The sequence below is a fragment of the Streptomyces sp. NPDC049813 genome (assembly GCF_044465085.1).
In the GTDB taxonomy this organism is placed as follows: domain Bacteria; phylum Actinomycetota; class Actinomycetes; order Streptomycetales; family Streptomycetaceae; genus Streptomyces.
Genome location: NZ_JBITLI010000007.1, coordinates 237,165 through 256,407, shown reverse-complemented (window position 1 = coordinate 256,407; position 19,243 = coordinate 237,165). Strand labels below are relative to the sequence as shown.

Below are 19,243 nucleotides of genomic sequence, written 5' to 3'. Positions count from 1 at the left end.
TTCATGTGTGGCATCGCAGGCACGTACCGGTGGCCGGACGGCAAGGCCGTGACCGACCGGCTCACCGAGACCCTGGCCCACCGGGGCCCGGACGGGTCGGGCCGGTACGGGCATCGGCTCGGTGACGGTGAGGTGCACCTCGGGCACCGCCGGCTCTCCATCATCGACCTGTCCGAGACCGGCGCGCAGCCGATGGTCTCGGACGGCCTCGCCCTGACGTACAACGGCGAGCTGTACAACGCGCCGGAGCTGCGCGCCGAGCTGGCCGCCGCCGGGGTGCGCTTCCGGGGCACCTCCGACACCGAGGTGCTTCTGGAGGCCTGGCGGCGCTGGGGCACGGACTGCCTGCCCCGGCTGCGCGGCATGTTCGCGTTCGGGATCTTCGACGAGCGGACCGGCGAACTCGTGCTGGTGCGCGACCAGTTGGGCATCAAGCCGCTGTTCCTGCTGCGCCGCGGCGAGGGGCTGATGTTCGCCTCCGAGCTGAAGGCGCTCGCCGCGGTGAACGGCGGCTCGCTCGACGTCGACCCCGCGGCGCTGGTGGCCTCGCTGCTCTACTACTGGGTGCCGGACTCGCGGTGCGCGTTCCGGGAGGCGGAGAAGCTGCCGCCGGGCAGCTGGCTGCGGTGCTTCCCCGACGGCCGGGTGGAGCGCGGCCGGTACTGGGACCTCAAGGCCGTCGCCGCGGAGGGCCAGGAGCGGGCCCGCGCCGGGGAGCGGCCGGACCTGGCGGCGGTCGTCGAGGAGTCGACCCGGCGCCACCTGCTCTCCGACGTGCCCGTGGCGACCTTCCTCTCCGGGGGGCTCGACTCCAGCTGGCTGACCGCGCTGGCCGCGCGTCACCAGCCGGGGATCGCCGCGTACACGATCGGGTTCCGTGCCGAGGACGCGCGGTTCGAGGCGATGCCCGACGACCTGCGCTACGCGCGGCAGGTGGCCCGGCGGTTCGGCGTGGACCTGCGGGAGATCGAGATCGCTCCCGACGTGCTCGACCTGCTGCCGCGGATGACGGAGCACCTGGACGAGCCGATCGGCGACCCGGCCGCGATCAACACGTTCCTGATCTGCTCCGCCGCCCGGGAGGCCGGCGTCAAGGTGATGCTCTCCGGGATGGGCGCCGACGAGCTGTTCGCCGGGTACCGCAAGCACCTGGCCAACACGCTCGCGCTGCGCTACCAGCGGGTTCCACGGCCGGTGCGCCGCGGCCTGACCCGGGCGGTGGACCGGCTGCCGGTGGCGACGAGCCGCCGGGGGTACCGCTCGGTGCGGTTCGCGAAGCGGTTCCTGTCCTTCGCCGACCTGCCGGAGGAGACCGCGTTCCGGCGCAGCTACACCATGTACGACCAGGACGAGCTGCTCGGGCTCCTCGACCCTGATCTGGCGGGGACGGTCGACGACGTGCTGAGCGAGCACGCCGACGTCTACCACGACAACGAGCTGGACGACTTCGTCAACCGCATGTGCCTGGCGGACGCCCGGATGTTCCTGCCGGGCCTGAACCTCACGTACACGGACCGCTCCAGCATGGCCGCGTCGACCGAGGTGCGGGTGCCGTACGTGGACGTCGAGGTGGTGAAGGCGGCGTTCGCGGTGCCCGGCGACCGGAAGATCGCCGGGCGGCAGGGCAAGGCCGCGCTCAAGGAGGCGGCCACCTCGGTCCTGCCGCGGGAGATCGTGTACCGGCCCAAGGGCCTGTTCAGCGCGCCGCTGCGGGCCTGGATGAGCCGGGACCTGGCGCCGCTGGTGCGCGAGGTGGTGCACGACGGCGTGCTCGTCGACTCCGGGTTCCTGCGCCGCGACGCGCTGGCGCGGATGGTCGCCGAGGACGCCGCCGGGCAGCGGGACTTCTCCAAGCATCTGTGGCATGTGCTGACGCTGGAGTACTGGTACCGCGGCGCGACCTCCGACTCCGGCCGCGGCAGGGCGGCTTGACGGGGTGGACGGTGCGCAGAGTGCCAACAACACCGGCAACACAGACGACATGAACGACGCGGGCGGCGCGGACCGCGCGGACGGTGTGGAAACAAGAGGAGTTCGGGTGAAGCAGGTCGTGCAGAACTACAAGAGCGGCGAACTGGCGCTGCTCGACGTCCCGGCGCCGGGGTGCAAGCCGGGCGGCGTCCTGGTGCGCAGCGCCTTCTCGCTGATCTCCACCGGGACCGAGCTCATGAAGGTGTCCGAGGCCGGCATGTCGATGGTGGGCAAGGCCCGCTCCCGGCCCGACCAGGTGGCGAAGGTGATGCAGAGCGTCGCCACGAACGGCGTGCCCGCCACCTACCGCAAGGTGATGGGCAAGCTCGACTCGTACACGCCGCTCGGGTACTCGCTGTGCGGTGTGGTCGAGCAGGTCGGCGCGGGTGTCGACGACGTGAAGGTCGGCGACCTCGTGGCCTGCGCGGGCAACGAGCACGCGCTGCACGCCGAGCTGAACTGGGTGCCGACGAACCTCTACGCCCCGGTGCCGGACGGCCTCGCGCCGCGCCACGCGGCCTTCGGGACCGTCGGCTCGATCGCGATGCAGGGGGTCCGCCAGGGCGACCCGCGGCTCGGCGAGGTGGCGCTGGTCATCGGCCTCGGGCTGATCGGCCAGCTGGTGGTGCAGCTGCTGACCGCCTCCGGGGTCCGCGTCGTGGGCGCCGACCCCGATCCGGGGCGCTGCGAGCTCGCCGAGCGGCTGGGCGCCGTGGCCTGCGGCGACCCCGGCTCCACGGCCGTCAAGGCGGCGGTCGCCGAGCTCACCGACGGGCACGGCGTGGACCAGACGTACCTGGCCGCGGGCGGCGGCAGCAACCAGCCGGTGGAGCTGGCGGCCGAGCTGAGCCGGGACCGCGGCCGAGTCGTCGACATCGGCAAGTGCCGTCTGGACCTGCCGTGGAACGCGTACTACGAGAAGGAGCTCGACGTCCGCTTCTCGCGCTCCTACGGTCCCGGGCGCTACGACCCGGAGTACGAGCTGGAGGGCCGTGACTATCCGATCGGCTACGTGCGCTGGACCGAGCGCCGCAATCTGGCCTGCTTCCTCGACCTGGTCGCCCGGGGCCGCGTCGACGTGGAGCCGCTCGTGTCGCACGTCGCGGAGTTCGACGACGCCGTAGAAACGTATCAGCGGCTCAAGGAAGGCGAGTTGAAGGCGGTGGCGGTGCTGTTCCGCTACCCCGCGCAGCCGCCGGAGAGCGAGCGGGCGACGGCCCCGGCCGTCACGGTCCCGGCGGTGCCCGCGCCGCGGCGGCCGGCTGCCCGGGCCGCCGCGTCCGCGTCGCCGGTCCGGCTGGCGTTCGTCGGCGCGGGCAATTACGCGACATCGATGCTGCTGCCGCACCTCGCGGGGCGCGAGGGCGTCGAGCTGGCCACGGTGGTCACCACGACGGCGCTGTCCGCGGCCAACGCGCAGCGCAAGTTCGGCTTCGCCGAGGCCACCACCGACCTCGACGCCGTGCTGGGCGACCCGTCCGTCGACGCGATGTTCGTGGTCACCCGGCACAGCTCCCACGCCGAACTGACCCGCAAGGCGCTCCTCGCGGGCAAGGCGGTCTTCGTCGAGAAGCCCCTCGCCCTGACCGAGGAGGAGCTGGCCGGTGTGGTCGCGGCGGTGGAGGAGTCGGGCAACGACCGGTTGCAGGTGGGCTTCAACCGCCGGTTCGCACCGCTGCTGAACGAGGCGAAGCAGCAGTTCGGCACGCGGAGCGGTCCGGCGAGCCTGCGCTACCTCGTCAACGCGGGCCGGCTCCAGCACGGCAGCTGGTACCTGCGGCAGGGCACCGAGGGCTCCCGGTTCGCGGGCGAGGGCGGGCACTTCGTCGACACGGCGAGCTGGCTGCTCGGGGCCGACCCGGTCTCCGTCTACGCGACGGCGCCCGCGGGCGACGAGGACCTGCAGATCGTCCTCGGCTACCCGGACGGCTCCACCGCCACCCTCAGCTACGTCACCACCGGACCCGGCAGCTTCCCCAAGGAGACGCTGGACCTGGTCGCGGACGGCAAGGTGCTGCGGTTCGACGACTTCGTCCGTGCCGCCGTCTACGACGGCCGCCGCAAGCGGGTGGTCGGCTCCCGGCTGCCGCAGGCCCGGGACAAGGGCCAGAACGCCGAACTCGCCGCGTTCGTCCGGGCGGTGCGGACCGGCGGCCCGATGCCGGTGCCGCTGGAGTCGCTGGTCGCGACCACCGCGGCCACCCTCGCGGTCCGGCGCGGCCTCGCGGCCGGGGCGCCGGTGACGCTGGCGGGCGCCCGATGACCGAGCGGCCCACAAGCCCGGGCTGGTACCTGCGGCGGCTGTCCCGGATGGGGCCGCGGGAGGTCGGCGGCCGGGCCGTCGACACGGCCCGAAGACGGCGTTGGCGTGCGGTGCGGCCGCAGGAGCCGGAGGTGAGCGGCGCCCGCTTCACCGCGCTGCTGCCCGCCGGGACGCTCGACGCGGTCCCCGCGGACGCCGCGAAGCGGCTCGTCGCCGAGGCGGACCGGCTGCTGGCCGGGCACGCCGAGTTCTTCGGCGTGCCGCGCGACGACCTGGGCGACCCGGACTGGTGGTACGACCCGAAGACCGGGCGCCGGGCGCCCGCGGGCTACGCCTTCGACGTGCCGTACCGGGACGAGGAGGCGGTCGGGGACATCAAGCAGATCTGGGAGCCGTCGAGGCACCAGTACCTGACGGTGCTGGCCGCCGCGTACGCGGTCACCGGGGACGAGCGGTACGCCGAGCGCGTCGCCGCGCACCTGCGGTCCTGGTGGTCGGGCAATCCGCCGCTGCGCGGGGTGCACTGGGTCAGCGGCATCGAGCTGGGCATCCGGCTGCTGTCGTGGGTGTGGGTGCGCCGGCTGCTCGACGGCTGGCCGGGGGCGGCCGCCCTCTTCGAGTCCAACCCAGTGGCGGTGCGGCAGATCTGGCACCACCAGCGCTGGCTCGCCGCCTTCCCCAGCCGGGGCTCGTCGGCCAACAACCACGTCATCGCCGAGGCCGCCGGGCAGCTCGCCGCCGCCTGCGCCTTCGACTGGTTCCCCGAGTCGGCCCGGTGGCGGGCCGGCGCGCTGCGTTCCCTGGAGCGCCACCTGCGGAGCAACACCTTCCCCTCCGGCCTCAACCGCGAGCAGGCCGGCGAGTACCACGGCCTGGTCCTGGAGCTGGGGCTCGCCGCGCTGGCCGAGGCGGACGCCGCCCGGGTGCCGGTGCCGACGACGGTCCGGCTGGTGCTGCTGCGGATGACGGACGCGCTCGCGGCCGTCGTCGACGACCGGCTGCGCCCGCCGCGGCAGGGGGACGGGGACGACGGGCACGGCCTGGTCGTGGACGGCGCGGGCACCGACCGCTGGGCCTCGCTCCTCGCCACCGGGGACGCCGTGTTCGGCCGGCTCCCCTGGTGGCCGGAGGTGACCGGCACCGATGTGCGCACCCCGCTGCTGGCCGCGCTGCTGCTGCCGTACGCGCGGAACGGGAACGTGACGCGTCCGGCGCGCCGCCCCGACCACTTCGCCGACGCGGGCCTGACGGTCCTGCGGGGACCGGGCGGGATCTGGTGCCGCTGCGACGGCGGCCCGCACGGTTTCCTGTCCATCGCCGCGCACGCCCACGCGGACGCGCTGTCGCTGGAGGTCCGGCACGACGGGATCGACGTGCTGGCCGACCCGGGGACGTACTGCTACCACGGGCAGCCCGAGTGGCGGCGGTACTTCCGCTCGACGCTCGGCCACAACACCCTGGAGCTCCAGGGCCGGGACCAGTCGGTGGCCGGCGGCCCGTTCCTGTGGACGCGGCACGCCCGCAGCCGGGTCCTGGCCGTGGCGGGCGCCGACGCCCGGGACGGCGGGACGGCACGCTGGAGCGCCGAGCACGACGGGTACGGGCCGTCCGTGCACCGCCGCCGGGTGGAGCTGGCCGCCGCGAGCCAGGAGCTGCGGGTGGTCGACGAGGTGCGGGGTCCCGGCGGGCCGGTGCGGCTCGCGTTCCACCTCGGTCCGGCGATCGCCGCGGACCTGGTGGGGAGCCGGGCCCGGCTCACCTGGATCCGGGACGGCGAGGGCCGCTCCGCGGTGCTCGACCTGCCGACCGGGCTCGCGTGGCGTGCGCACCGCGGCCGCAGCGACCCGCCGCTGGGCTGGTACTCCCCCGGCTTCGGCCGCAAGGAACCCTCCACCACGCTGATCGGTACCGGCTTCGCCGATGGCACCGCGCTGTCGGGGGAGTTCACCACCGTACTCAGGTTCCGCGGTTAGGAGGGCGGACGCGTGACGATCAAGTGGCGGAAGTGGGCGGTGCCGGTGGCACCGCTGGCGCTGGCGTTGCTGGCGGCGACCGGCTGCACGAGCACGAGTACGTCGGACGCCGCGCCGAAGCCGAGTGCCGCGCCCGCCGCGTCCGGGGCGCGGCCGGCGGCCCGGGTCTGCGCCGCGCCCGCCGCGGGACCGGCGAAGGCGCCGGCGGGCGCGGTGACGGTCGATCCGGCGAAGGTCGACGACCTTGCCGACAAGACACGGGCGCACCCGCCGAACACCACGTTCTGGCTCCGGCCGGGCACGCACCGGCTCGCACCGGAGCGGTTCGCGCAGGTCATCCCCAAGAAGGGGGACCGCTATCTCGGTGCGCCGGGCGCGGTGCTCGACGGCCGCAAGAAGAACCAGTACGCGTTCGGCGGCGACGCCCCGGACGTCACCCTGAGCCATCTGACCGTGCAGGGTTTCGTCGCGCCGCAGAACGAGGGCGTGGTCAACCACGGGTCGGCCGACGGCTGGGTGATCGAGGACTCGACGATTCAGCACAACTCCGGTGCGGGGCTGATGGCCGGGGCCCGGCAGCAGGTGCGCCGCAACTGCCTGCGCGGCAACGGGCAGTACGGCATGAACGCGTACAAGGACGGCGACTCCATCCGTGACCTGGTCGTCGAGGGCAACGAGATCACCGGCAACAACACCGGTGACTGGGAGCGGCGGCAGAAGGGCTGCGGCTGCACCGGGGGGATCAAGTTCTGGGCCGTCGACCGCGCCGACGTGCGCGACAACTGGGTGCACGACAACCGCGGCACGGGGCTGTGGGCGGACACCAACAACAACGACTTCCGCATCCAGGACAACGTGATCGAGAAGAACGACGGAGCCGCGCTGATCTACGAGATCAGCTACAACGCGGTCATCCGGAACAACACGATCCGGCAGAACAACTGGGTGGAGGGCCGCGGGGCCGCCGAGCGCGGTGACGACTTCCCGTACGCGACGGTGTACGTGTCCGAGTCCGGCGGCGAGCCCCGGGTGAAGGCCCGTACGGACAAGATCGAGGTGTACCGCAACCTGCTGGAGAACAACTGGAACGGCATCACCCTGTGGGAGGGCGCCGACCGGTTCTGCAACAGTCCGGCCAACACCTCGACCGGCGACTGCACGCTGCTGGTGAAGAAGGCCGGACGGTGCGCGCAGCCGGCCATCGCCCGTGCCCCGCTCTTCGACGACTGCCGCTGGAAGACGCAGCGGGTGGACATCCACGGCAACCGCTTCGTCCTCGACAAGAAGGTCGTCGACTGCACGAAGATGTGCGACCGCATGGGGCTGCTGTCCAACTACGGCACCTACCCGGACTGGTCGCCGTACAAGGGCGAGCGGGTGGCGGAGGCGATCACCGGCAAGCAGCACAACCGCTGGCACGACAACGTGTACGTCGGCTCCTGGGCCTTCGTCGCGCACGACCCGAGCCGCGTGCTGGACTCCGTGCAGTGGCAGGGCGCGCCGTACGAGCAGGACGCGGGCAGCACCTTCGACCTGCGGGCCGGTGGTTGAGGTGCCCGAGACAGCTACGGCGGCGACGCGCACCCCGCGGACGGTGGGGGTCGTCTGGGGGCTGCTCGGCCTCAACACGCTCGGCTCCGCGGGGGCGAAGACCATCGTCCCGCTCCCCCGGTCGCTGATCCAGCTGGTCACCATGGGCGCGCTGGTCGCCGCGTTCACGCTGGCGCTGCTCGTCAACCGCCGGCTGCGGATCCGGCCGAGCGCCTTCCTCCTCCTGCTGACCCTGCTGCTGGTGCCCAGTGTGCTCTCCAGCGTGCATCTGGAGTCCGGGCTCGGCGCGCTGTTCCGCTGCGGGCGCCTCGCGCTCTTCGTCGGCACGCTGTGGCTGCTGAGCTGCTGGTGGGACGGGAGCACGACGTTCGTCCGGCACCACATCCGGATGTACTTCGCGGCGATCGCCACGGCCGCCGCCGGCCTGGTGATCTCGCCCGGCGCGGCGATGCCGGAGCTGTACGGCGGCCGGCTGGTCGGCGCGCTGTGGCCGCTGACCCCGCCGCAGATCGGACAGTACGCGGCGGTGATCACCGGGCTGACCGTGCTGCTCGTCCTGGGCCGCAGGACCGACGGGCGCAGCGCCGCGGTGATCATCGTGCCCGCGCTGGTCCTGCTCGCCATGACCCACACCCGCACGGCGACGCTCGGTCTGCTCGTCGGTCTGCTCCTCGCGATCGGCTCGCTCCTCATGACCAGCGCCGCCGCCCGCCGCTTCTTCGCCTGGTCGGTGGTGGTCGCCACGGTGGCCGGGCTGGCGCTCGCCTCCGCGCTTCAGGCGTGGTTCCTGCGTGGCCAGAGCAAGGAGAACTTCAGCAGTCTCACCGGCCGTGCCAAGGTCTGGGACGCCCTGCTGGCGGCGCCCCGCTCGACGGCGGAGCAGCTGTTCGGCACGGGGCTCGGCGACAAGTCGTTCGGCGGGCTGCCGATCGACAACAGCTGGCTGGCCGTCTACAACGAACAGGGCCTGACCGGCGTCGTGCTGGTGGCGGCGATGCTCGTGGTGCTCGGCGGGGTCGCGCTGCTGCGGCCGCCGTCGCTCGCGCGGGCCGGCGCGGTCTTCCTGATCAGCTACGTCGCGATGTCCTCGTACACCGAGGCGGGCCTCGGGGACGCCTCGCCGTACCTGCTCCATCTCGCCCTGGCCGCCTCGCTGCTGGCGACGCCCGCCGCGGCGGCCACGCCCCTGCCGGCGCCCGCGCTCCCGCGCCGGCGTGTCCCGCGCTGGGCCCGGACCTCGGAGGTGACCTGAGCATGCACGGCATGCACGTTCTGGTAGTGCACAACCACTACGGCTCGGCGCAGCCGAGCGGTGAGAACCGGGTCGTCGACCAGGAGGTGGAGCTGCTGCGCGCGGCCGGCCACCGGGTCGAGCGGTTCGAGCGGCGCAGCGACGACATCGCCGGCCGGTCGCTGCTCGGCAAGGTCGCGGTGCCGCTCCTCGTGCCGTGGAACCCCGCGGTCCGTTCGGAGCTCGCCGCGCGGCTGCGCGCCGACCCGCCGGACGTGGTGCACGTGCACAACGTCTTCCCGCTGCTGTCCCCCGCGGTCATCGCCGCGTGCGCCGACGCCGGGGTCCCGGTCGTCGCGACGCTGCACAACTACACGCAGGTGTGCGCGCCCGGCACGTTGCAGCGCGACGGCCGGGTGTGCACCGCGTGCCTGGGCTCGGCGGTGCCGGTGCCCGCCGTCCGGCACGGCTGCTACCGCGGTTCGCGGCTCGCGACGGTGCCGGTCGCGGTCAACCTGTCGGTCAACCGGCGGCGCTGGTGGTCCGGGGTGGAGCGGTTCCTGTGCATCTCGGCCGCCCAGCGCACGGTGCTGGTGGGCGCCGGGATGCCGGCCGAACGGCTCGCGGTGAAGCACAACTTCGTGCCCGACCCGGGGCTGCGCCGCGCGGGCGGGGGCGAGCAGCTGCTCTTCCTCGGCCGGCTGGCGGAGGCCAAGGGGCTGCGGCTGCTGATGGCCGCGTGGGACCTGCTCGCCGCCGAGGGCGGGGTGGGGGTGCCGCTGGTCATCGCGGGGACGGGGCCGCTGGAGGGGGCGGTGTCCGGGTGGGCGGCGGGCCGCGCCGACGTGCGCTACGTCGGCCTGTACGACGCGCGGGAGTGCCAGGAGGCCATCGCGCGGTCCGTCGCCGTGCTGGCGCCGTCGACGGCCCTGGAGACCTTCGGCCTGGTGGTCGCGGAGGCGATGGCGGCCGGGGTCCCGGCCGTCGCCGCCGCGCACGGGTCCTTCGTCGAACTCGTCGAGGACGGCGTGAGCGGGCTGCTGCACCGGCCGGGAGAGGCCGGCTCGCTGGCGTCATGCCTGCGCCGGGTCACGGCGGAGCCGGCGCGCAACCAGGAGATGGGGCGGGCGGCCCGGCGCCGCTACGAGCAGGGCTTCAGCCCGGCCGTCGGCCTCGCGCGCCTGGAGGAGGAGTACCGCACCGCGATCGCGGGGCGGTCGAGAGCAATGGGGGGAAGTAGATGACACGATGCCGACTCTGCGGCTCGGCGGCGATGGAGAGCGTCGTCGACCTGGGAGCGACACCGCCGTGCGAGAGTTTTCTCGCCGCTGACCGGCTGGACCTGGCGGAGCCCGCGTACCCGCTGCACCTGCGGGTGTGCACCGACTGCTGGCTGGCGCAGATCCCGCCGCTGATCACGCCGGAGGAGACGTTCGAGGAGTACGCGTACTTCTCGTCGTTCTCGACGTCCTGGGTGGAGCACGCGCGCACCTTCGTCGCCGACGCCGTGCGGCGGGCGCGGCTCGGCCCCGACGCCTTCGTGGTCGAGGTCGCGAGCAACGACGGCTACCTGCTCAAGCACGTGGTGGAGCGCGGTCTGCGCTGCCTGGGCGTGGAGCCGTCGGTGAACGTGGGTGCGGCGGCGCGCGACGCGGGGGTGCCCACGCTCACCGCGTTCCTCTCCCCCGGCACCGGGGCGGCCGTCCGCGCCGAGCACGGCCCGGCGGACCTGGTCGTGGCCAACAACGTGTACGCGCACATCCCGGACGTGGTCGGGTTCACCGAGGGGCTGCGCGCCCTGGTCGCCGACGACGGCTGGGTCTCCATCGAGGTGCAGCACCTGCTGACCCTGATCGAGCAGAACCAGTACGACACGATCTACCACGAGCACTTCCAGTACTACACGGTCGCCTCCGCGATCCGGGCGCTGGCCAGTGGCGGACTCACGCTGGTCGACGTCGAGCTGCTGCCCACGCACGGCGGTTCGATCCGGCTGTGGGCCCGCCCGGCGGAGGTGGCCGGCGAGCCGTCCCCGCGGGTGGCCGACGTGCTGGCGCGGGAGAAGGCCGCCGGGCTGCAGGAGCTGTCCGGGTACACCGAGTTCTCCGCGCGGGTCGCCAAGGTCCGCCGGGACCTTCTCAAGTTCCTCATCGAGGCGGCCGAGCGCGGCGAGACGGTCGTCGGCTACGGCGCCCCGGGCAAGGGCAACACCCTGCTCAACCACTGCGGCATCCGGCCGGACCTGCTCGCGTACACGGTCGACCGCAACCCCTACAAGCACGGCAGGTACACGCCGGGCACCCGCATCCCGATCCTGCCGCCGGAGCAGATCGAGGCCGACCGGCCGGACTACGTCCTCGTCCTGCCGTGGAACCTGCGGGACGAGCTGGTCGAGCAGCTGTCCTTCGTGCACGACTGGGGCGGCCGGCTGGTCTTCCCCATACCGGAACTGAGCATCGTCGAGGCCACGTCTGGAAAGGGCGCAGCATGAAGGTCGTACTGTTCTGCGGCGGTTACGGGATGCGGATGCGCAGCGGCGCCGCGGACGACGTGCCCAAGCCGATGGCGATGGTCGGACCGCGCCCGCTGATCTGGCACGTCATGCGCTACTACGCGCACTTCGGGCACACGGAGTTCATCCTGTGCCTGGGGTACGGCGCCCACCACATCAAGAACTTCTTCCTCAACTACGAGGAGACGACGTCGAACGACTTCGTGCTGCGGGGCGGCCGCACCGAGCTGCTCTCCACGGACATATCCGACTGGACGATCACGTTCGCGCAGACCGGCATCGAGTCGCCCATCGGTGAGCGGCTGCGCCGGGTCCGCCACCACCTGGACGGCGACGAGATGTTCCTCGCCAACTACGCCGACGTGCTGACCGACGCCCCGCTGCCGCGGATGATCGAGCAGTTCTCCCGGCGCGACGCCGGGGCGTCGATGATGGTCGTGCCGCCGCAGTCCTCCTTCCACTGCGTGGAGCTGGGCGAGAACGGCCTGGTCGGCGGCATCACCGCGGTGAGCGAACTGCCTCTGTGGGAGAACGGCGGCTACTTCGTGCTCCGCCAGGAGATCTTCGACCACATTCCCGAGGGCGGGGACCTGGTCGCCGACGGCTGTGCCGAACTGGCCAAGAGCGGGCGGCTCGTGGCGCACCAGCACCGCGGTTTCTGGAAGCCGACCGACACGGTCAAGGAGCGGGCGGCGCTCGACGCCGCCTACAGCCGCGGCGACCGGCCGTGGGCCGTGTGGGAGCCGGACCACGCCGGGGTGGGCGCGTGATCCGGCTCGGCGCGGGGGGCCTGGAGCGGATCGTGGCGGTGGGCGCGCACTGCGACGACATCGCCATCGGCGCGGGTGGCACGCTGCTGACGCTCTGTCAGGCGCGGCCCGGCATCCGCGTCGACGCGCTGGTGCTCTCCGGCGGCGGCACCGAGCGCGAGCAGGAGGAGCGGGCCGCGCTGGCCGCCTTCTGCCCGGGTGCCGACCTGCGCCTGACCGTGCTCAAGCTGCCGGACGGGCGGATGCCGGTGCACTGGGACGAGGCCAAGGCCGCGGTGGAGGAGCTGCGCGAGCGGACCGAACCGGACCTCGTCCTCGCACCGCGCGCCGACGACGCGCACCAGGACCACCGGGGGCTGGCCCGGCTGATGCCCACCGCGTTCCGCGACCACCTCGTGCTGGGCTACGAGATCGTCAAGTGGGACGGCGATCTCGGCCGGATGGCGGCCTACCAGCCGCTGGCGCCGGAGACCGCCGAGCAGAAGGTGCGGCTGCTGCAGGAGCACTACCCCTCGCAGCGGCACCGGCCCTGGTACGACCGCGAGGCCTTCCTCGGCCTCGCCCGGATCCGCGGCATCGAGTGCCACGCCCGCTACGCCGAAGCCTTCGCCGTCACCAAACTCACTCTCGACCTGGGGGAATGAACCTTGCGCGTACTGCTCACCGGACACCAGGGGTACCTGGGCACCGTCATGGCCCCGGTCCTCACGGCCGCCGGGCACGAAGTGGTCGGTCTCGACGCCGGCCTGTTCGCCGACTGCGTCCTCGGCCCGCAGCCGGCCGACCCCGCGGGGCACCGGGTGGACCTGCGGGACGTCACGGCCGACCACGTGTCCGGGGTGGACGCCGTGATCCACCTGGCCGCCCTCTCCAACGACCCGCTCGGCTCGCTCGCACCGGAGCTGACCTACGACATCAACCACCACGCGTCCGTCCGGCTGGCCCGGCTGGCCCGCGACGCGGGCGTCCGCCGCTTCCTGTACGCCTCCACCTGCTCGGTCTACGGCGCCGCGGGCGGCGACGACCTGGTCGGCGAGGACGCCCCGCTGCGCCCGGTGACGCCGTACGCGGAGTCCAAGGTGCGGGTCGAGGACGACCTGCACGCCCTGGCCGACGACGACTTCACCCCGGTGTACATGCGCAACGCCACCGCCTTCGGCTACTCGCCCCGGCTGCGCGCCGACATCGTGCTCAACAACCTCGTGGGGCACGCGCTGCTCACCGGCGAGGTGCTGGTCCTCTCCGACGGCACCCCCTGGCGTCCGCTGGTGCACGCCGACGACATCGCGCGGGCCTTCACCGCGGCGCTCGGCGCGCCGCGCGAGGCGGTCCACGACCGGGCGTTCAACATCGGCAGCGAGACCAACAACGTCACGGTCGCCGAGATCGCCCAGCAGGTCGCCGAGGCGGTGCCCGGCTCCCAGGTGCGCATCACCGGCGAGAACGGCGCCGACCCGCGCTCCTACCGGGTGGACTTCGCCCGCTTCCGCGCGGCGGTCCCCGGCTTCGACTGCGCGTGGACGGTGCACCAGGGAGCCGTCGAACTCGCCGACGCCTACCGCAAGTTCGAGCTGAGCCAGGCCGACTTCGAGGCGCGCTACACGCGGCTCGCCGTGCTGCGCGCGGCGTCCGAGGCGGGCGCCGTCGACGCCACCCTGCGGTGGCGCCGGTGACCGGGGTCGGCGCGGCGATGCACTCGCTCGTGGAGCGGCTGTACCCGCTGTGCCGGAGCATCACCGGCGACGGGGTGCGCGCCACCCTGGACATCGTCGGCGAGTACCTGCCGCTCCAGCGGCACGAGGTGCCGACGGGGACGCAGGTGCTCGACTGGACGGTGCCGCAGGAGTGGAACATCCGGGACGCCTACATCGCCGACGCCGGCGGCCACCGGGTCGTCGACTTCGCGGCGTCCAGCCTGCACGTGCTCGGCTACAGCGTCCCGGTGTCGGCGACCATGCCGCTGTCAGAGCTGCGCGAGCACCTGTACACGCTGCCGGACCATCCGTCCTGGGTGCCGTACCGCACCAGTTACTACCAGCCGCGCTGGGGGTTCTGCCTGGCCCAGGAGACGCTGGACGCGATGCCGGAGGGCACGTACGAGGTGCGCGTCGACTCCACGCTCGCCGACGGTCACCTCACCTACGCCGAGCACGTGGTCCCCGGCCAGGTGCCCGACGAGGTGATCGTCTCCTGCCACGTCTGCCACCCGTCGCTGGCCAACGACAACCTGGCCGGCGTGGCGGTGGCGACGTACCTGGCCAGGGAGCTGGCCGAGCGCACGCCCTACTACACCTACCGGTTCATCTTCGCGCCCGGCACCATCGGCGCGATCACCTGGCTGGCGCGCAACGCGGAGCGGGTGGAGCGGGTCAGGCACGGGCTCGTGCTGGCCTGCGCCGGGGACCGGGGCAGCCTGACGTACAAGCAGAGCCGGCGCGGTGACGCGGAGATCGACCGGGTGCTGCGCCACGTCCTGGCCACCTCCGAACGCCCGCACCGGATCACCGAGTTCACCCCGTACGGGTACGACGAGCGGCAGTACTGCTCGCCGGGGTTCGATCTCGGGGTCGGCTCGCTGACCCGGACGCCGTACGCCGGATACCCCGAGTACCACACCTCGGCGGACGACCCGTCGTTCGTCGACCCGGAGGCGATGGCGGACACCCTCGCCGTGTGCCGCGAGGCGTTCGCGCTCCTGGACCGCAACCGCCGGTACGTCAACCTCAGCCCGTACGGCGAACCGCAGTTGGGCCGGCGCGGGCTGTACGACGCCCTCGGCGGGCGCAGCGACACCCAGCAGGCGCAGCTGGCCATGCTCTGGGTGCTCAGCCTCTCCGACGGGGAGCACAGCCTGCTGGACGTCGCCGAGCGGGCCGGGCTGCCGTTCGACACGGTCGCGGTGGCGGCCGACGCCCTGCTCGGCGCCGGACTGATCAAGGAATGACGGCGATGACCACCGACGAGGAGCAGCCGACGCGGCAGGCCGGGTCCGCCCGGCGGGCCCTCGTCGGCCGGCTGTCCTGGGGCCTGGCCGACCAGGCGGCCTCCAGCATCAGCAACTTCGTGGTGGGGATCTACGTGGCCCGCTCGCTCGGGGTCACCGCGTTCGGCGTGTTCAGCCTGGCCTGGGTGACCTACGGCGTGGTGCTCAACGTCTCCCGCGGGCTCGCCACCGACCCGCTCGTGGTGCGCTTCAGCGGCGTGGCGGCCGGGCAGTGGCGCGCCGCGGCGGGGCGCGCGTCGGGGACCGCCCTCGGCGTCGGCTGCGTCCTGGGCGCGGTGGCCCTGGCCACCGGGCTCGCCGTCGGCGGCCGGGTGGGGCCCGCGTTCGCCGCGCTCGGCGTCGTCCTGCCCGGGCTGCTGCTCCAGGACGCGTGGCGGTTCGCCTTCTTCGCCGCGGGCGCCGGGCGCAAGGCGTTCGTCAACGACGTCGTGTGGGGCGTCGCGCTCGTCCCGGCCCTGCTGGTGGCGGCCCGCGTCGGCAGCGTGCCCGCCTTCGTGCTGGCCTGGGGCGGCTCCGCCGCGGTGGCCGCGGCGTACGGCTGCTTCCAGGCCGCCCTCGCGCCGCGGGTGGCGGGGGCGCGTGCCTGGCTGCGCGACCACCGCGACCTCGGCGCGCGGTACCTGGTCGAGAACGTCACCAACAGCGGCGCCAACCAGCTGCGGGCCTACGGCCTCGGCGTGATCGTCGGGGTCGGCGCGGTGGGGGTGGTGCGTGGCGCCGAACTGCTGATGGGTCCCTTCATGGCGGTCCTGATGGGGCTCTCCCTGGTGACCGTGGCGGAGGCGGCGCGGGTGCTGCGGCGCTCCCCGCACCGGCTGGGCCGGTTCTGCCTGTTCCTGGGGGGCGGGCAGGCCGCCGCCGCACTGCTGTGGGGCGGGGCGCTGCTGCTCCTGCCGGACCGCGCCGGGCGGTTCGTGCTCGGCGGCGTCTGGAACTCCGCCTCGGAACTCATCGTGCCGGTCACCCTCGGCGTGGCGGGCGCGGGGCTCGGCACGGGCGCGGCGGCCGGGCTGCGCGCGCTCGGCGCGGCCCGGCGCAGTCTGCGCAGTCAACTCGTCGCCTCTGCCTGCTATGTCGGCGGCGGGCTGGGCGGCGCGGTCGCGGCCGGCACGGTCGGCTCGGCCTGGGGCGTCGCCACCGCGACCGTCTGCGGCTCGGCCGTGTGGTGGCTGCACCTGCGGTCCGCCCTGCGCGAGCACCACCGGAACACCCTTCCCGAAGTGAGGACGTCATGACCGCACAACCCAGGCTGAGCATCGGCCTGCCCGTCTACAACGGCGAGGAGTACCTGGCCGAATCCCTCGACGCGCTGCTCGGCCAGACCTACGAGGACTTCGAGCTGGTCATCACCGACAACGCCTCGACCGACGGGACCGAGTCCCTGTGCCGCAAGTACGCGGCGCGGGACTCCCGCATCCGCTACATCCGGCTGCTGCGCAACATCGGCGCCGCGCCCAACCACAACTACGTGTTCACGCAGTGCCGCGGCGAACTGTTCAAGTGGGCCTCGCACGACGACCTGTACGCCCGCGACCTGCTCCGCCGCTGCGTGGAGGCGCTCGACGAGCACCCGCAGGTGATCCTCGCCCACGCCGACCAGGCGGTCATCGACGAGGAGGGGCGGGTCAAGGTCCCCTACGCGTACACGCTGGCCACCGCCTCGCCGCGGGCGCCCGAGCGCTTTCGCAGCATGCTCTTCGAGCCCGGCGGCGACGACTTCTACGGGGTGATGCGGGCCGACGTGCTGCGCCGGGTGAAGCCGCACGACAGCTACCACCACGCGGACCGCACCTTCGTCGCCGAGATCGGTCTGCACGGTCCCTTCCACCAGGTGCCGGAGCTGCTGTACTTCCGCCGGGACCACCCCACCCGCGCCGAGCGGGCCAACCCGTCCAAGCGTTCGCGGTGCGTCAACCTCGACCCGCGCCGGGCGGGACCGCTGCACCCGACGCCCCGGCTGCTCGCCGAGTACGTCTGGGGGTTCGTCGAGGCGATCCGGCGGGCGCCGCTCTCCGTCGCCGACCGGCGTGCCTGCTACGGCCACCTCGCCGCGTGGATGGCGAGCCGGACCCGGCCGGGCGCGGGCGAGCGGGTCGAGGACCGGGCCCCGGTCGACCCGGCCGCGTCCGGTCTCTCGCTGGACGCGCTGGTCGCCGGGCGTGAGGGCGGGCGGACGTGACGCGGCGGCGCGCGCGTCCGGTGCGCGTCGGGGTGTTCGGGCTGCTCGGCTCCGGCAACCTCGGCAACGACGGGTCGCTGGAGGCCGTGCTGGGCTACCTCCGCGGCGACCACCCGCGGGCCGTCGTGGACGCGCTGTGCGGGGGGCCGGAGACGGTCGCGGCCCGGTACGGGATCCCGGCGACGCGGCTGCACTGGTACCGCGGGGAGTACCGCACGGCGTCCCGGGCGGGCGCGATCGCCGGCAAGGGCGTGGGCAAGCTCGTCGACGCCGTGCGCACCGCGGCCTGGGTGCGCCGGCACGACGTCGTGATCGTGCCCGGCATGGGTGTCCTGGAGGCCACGCTGCCGCTGCGGCCGTGGGGGTTCCCGTACGCGCTGTTCCTGCTGTGCGCGAGCGGGCGGCTGTTCGGCACCCGTGTCGCGCTGGTCGGCGTCGGCGCGGGCCCGATCGGCGAGCGGGCGACGCGGGCCCTGGTGCGGTGGTCGGCGCGGCTGGCCGGCTACCGCTCGTACCGGGACACGCTGTCGCGCGACGCGCTGCGGGAGATGGGGGTCGACACGGCGGGCGACGCGGTCCATCCGGACCTCGCCTTCGCGCTGCCGGCGCCGCCCCCGCGGCCTGCTACGCAGGCGCCGGGTCCGGTCTGTGTCGGCGTCATGGCCTTCCACGGCGGCAACGACGACCGCGCCCGGGCCGAGGAGATCCACCAGCGGTATCTGGCGGGGACCACCCGGTTCGTGCGAGCGCTCGCCGCGGAGGGCCGGCAGGTGCGGCTGCTCACCGGCGACGGGGTCGACGCGCCGGTGGTCGATGCGATCCTCGCCGCGGTGGACTCGCCGCTGGTCACGGCCGCCGAGACGGCCTCGCTCGCCGACCTGATGAAGGAGACGGCCGCCGCGCAGACCGTCGTGGCGACCCGCTACCACAATCTGGTCTGCGCGCTGCGGACCGGGACGCCGACGCTGGCCCTCAGTTATGCGGCGAAGAGCGACGCGCTCATGGCCGGGACGGGGCTCGGCGCGTACTGCCATCCGGCCCGGGAGGTCGACGCCGACCTGCTGCTCGCGCAGTTCCGCGCACTGGAGGAGGACGCGGCGCGGCTGCGGCAGGTCCTGGCCGAGCACAACCGGTCGGCGAGCGAGGACCTCCGGCGCCAGTTCACCGCCCTGAGCGCGGCCCTGTTCCCGCAGAACGGTCCCCTCCCCGCCCCCACCCACGCCCCGCAGGAGGCCTCATGAAGGCGATCGCCGTTCCCGAGATCGACGGCGCGTACCTCTTCGAGCCGACACCGCACGCCGACGAACGCGGCTTCTTCTGCCGGACGTTCGACGCCGACGTGGTCCGCTCGGCGGGTCTCGACCCGCACGCGTTCCTCCAGGACAGCCTCTCCCGCTCGGCCCGGGGCGTGGTGCGCGGGATGCACCTGCGCTCCGGGGCGGGCGAGGCGAAGCTGGTGCGGTGCTCGTACGGGGAGGTCTTCGACGTCGTCGTCGACCTGCGGGAGTCCTCGCCGACCTACCTGAACCGGGCCTTCTTCGAGCTGTCCGGCGACACGCAGCGCACGCTGTACATCCCGGCGGGGTGCGCGCACGGCTTCCAGGCGCTGACCGAGACCGCCGACACCTCGTACCGGATCGACCGGCCGCACGACCCCGCCGAGGACGTGACGATCGCCCACGACGATCCCGACCTCGCCATCCCCTGGCCGCTGCCGGTCGCCTCGATGTCCGAGCGGGACCGGCGGGCGCCGCGCCTCGCCGAGGTCCTGAAGCAGAAGGAGGGCTGA

15 protein-coding genes are annotated in these 19,243 nt (G+C 73.6%); all 15 read left to right on the top strand.

Annotated features, from left to right (window positions below; genetic code table 11):
• Positions 1-3 precede the first annotated feature (3 nt).
• The 15 genes from asnB (at position 4) to ACIBW6_RS17645 (ending at position 19,243) form a co-directional block, all read left to right on the top strand.
• On the top strand, positions 4-1,932 hold the full coding sequence (gene asnB, locus ACIBW6_RS17715) for an asparagine synthase (glutamine-hydrolyzing) (RefSeq protein WP_399060455.1): 1,929 nt from the start codon (positions 4-6) through the stop codon (positions 1,930-1,932).
• A gap of 106 nt (positions 1,933-2,038) precedes the next feature.
• Entirely contained in the window at positions 2,039-4,234 is a 2,196-nt protein-coding gene (locus ACIBW6_RS17710; RefSeq protein WP_399060452.1) for a bi-domain-containing oxidoreductase, read from the top strand.
• Positions 4,231-6,207: an alginate lyase family protein gene (locus tag ACIBW6_RS17705; RefSeq protein WP_399060449.1), complete on the top strand. Its 1,977-nt coding sequence runs from the start codon at positions 4,231-4,233 to the stop codon at positions 6,205-6,207. The genes ACIBW6_RS17710 and ACIBW6_RS17705 overlap by 4 nt, the downstream gene beginning before the upstream one ends.
• 12 nt (positions 6,208-6,219) lie before the next feature.
• Complete coding sequence (locus ACIBW6_RS17700; RefSeq protein WP_399060448.1) at positions 6,220-7,758, top strand: right-handed parallel beta-helix repeat-containing protein; 1,539 nt, start codon at positions 6,220-6,222, stop codon at positions 7,756-7,758.
• Between the two features lies 1 nt (position 7,759).
• Entirely contained in the window at positions 7,760-9,010 is a 1,251-nt protein-coding gene (locus ACIBW6_RS17695) for an O-antigen ligase domain-containing protein (RefSeq protein ID WP_399060446.1), read from the top strand.
• Between the two features lie 11 nt (positions 9,011-9,021).
• Positions 9,022-10,233 (top strand): glycosyltransferase, encoded by a 1,212-nt coding sequence (locus ACIBW6_RS17690; protein ID WP_399060444.1) that lies wholly within the window; start codon positions 9,022-9,024, stop codon positions 10,231-10,233.
• On the top strand, positions 10,230-11,480 hold the full coding sequence (locus ACIBW6_RS17685; RefSeq protein ID WP_399060442.1) for a class I SAM-dependent methyltransferase: 1,251 nt from the start codon (positions 10,230-10,232) through the stop codon (positions 11,478-11,480). The genes ACIBW6_RS17690 and ACIBW6_RS17685 overlap by 4 nt, the downstream gene beginning before the upstream one ends.
• Positions 11,477-12,271 (top strand): glucose-1-phosphate cytidylyltransferase, encoded by a 795-nt coding sequence (locus ACIBW6_RS17680; RefSeq protein ID WP_399060440.1) that lies wholly within the window; start codon positions 11,477-11,479, stop codon positions 12,269-12,271. The genes ACIBW6_RS17685 and ACIBW6_RS17680 overlap by 4 nt, the downstream gene beginning before the upstream one ends.
• Positions 12,268-12,915, top strand: a complete 648-nt coding sequence (locus tag ACIBW6_RS17675; RefSeq protein WP_399060438.1) for a PIG-L deacetylase family protein — start codon at positions 12,268-12,270, stop codon at positions 12,913-12,915. The genes ACIBW6_RS17680 and ACIBW6_RS17675 overlap by 4 nt, the downstream gene beginning before the upstream one ends.
• A 3-nt stretch (positions 12,916-12,918) precedes the next feature.
• Positions 12,919-13,944 carry an NAD-dependent epimerase/dehydratase family protein gene (locus ACIBW6_RS17670; RefSeq protein ID WP_399060436.1) on the top strand — a complete coding sequence of 342 codons (1,026 nt, stop codon included), beginning with the start codon at positions 12,919-12,921 and terminating at the stop codon, positions 13,942-13,944.
• Entirely contained in the window at positions 13,932-15,215 is a 1,284-nt protein-coding gene (locus ACIBW6_RS17665) for a DUF4910 domain-containing protein (protein ID WP_399060434.1), read from the top strand. The genes ACIBW6_RS17670 and ACIBW6_RS17665 overlap by 13 nt, the downstream gene beginning before the upstream one ends.
• A 5-nt stretch (positions 15,216-15,220) precedes the next feature.
• Complete coding sequence (locus tag ACIBW6_RS17660; RefSeq protein WP_399060432.1) at positions 15,221-16,510, top strand: hypothetical protein; 1,290 nt, start codon at positions 15,221-15,223, stop codon at positions 16,508-16,510.
• Positions 16,507-17,454 (top strand): glycosyltransferase family 2 protein, encoded by a 948-nt coding sequence (locus ACIBW6_RS17655; RefSeq protein ID WP_399060430.1) that lies wholly within the window; start codon positions 16,507-16,509, stop codon positions 17,452-17,454. Before ACIBW6_RS17660 ends, ACIBW6_RS17655 begins: the two co-directional genes overlap by 4 nt.
• Positions 17,451-18,695: a polysaccharide pyruvyl transferase family protein gene (locus tag ACIBW6_RS17650; RefSeq protein ID WP_399060428.1), complete on the top strand. Its 1,245-nt coding sequence runs from the start codon at positions 17,451-17,453 to the stop codon at positions 18,693-18,695. The genes ACIBW6_RS17655 and ACIBW6_RS17650 overlap by 4 nt, the downstream gene beginning before the upstream one ends.
• Positions 18,692-19,243: a dTDP-4-dehydrorhamnose 3,5-epimerase family protein gene (locus tag ACIBW6_RS17645; RefSeq protein WP_399060426.1), complete on the top strand. Its 552-nt coding sequence runs from the start codon at positions 18,692-18,694 to the stop codon at positions 19,241-19,243. The genes ACIBW6_RS17650 and ACIBW6_RS17645 overlap by 4 nt, the downstream gene beginning before the upstream one ends.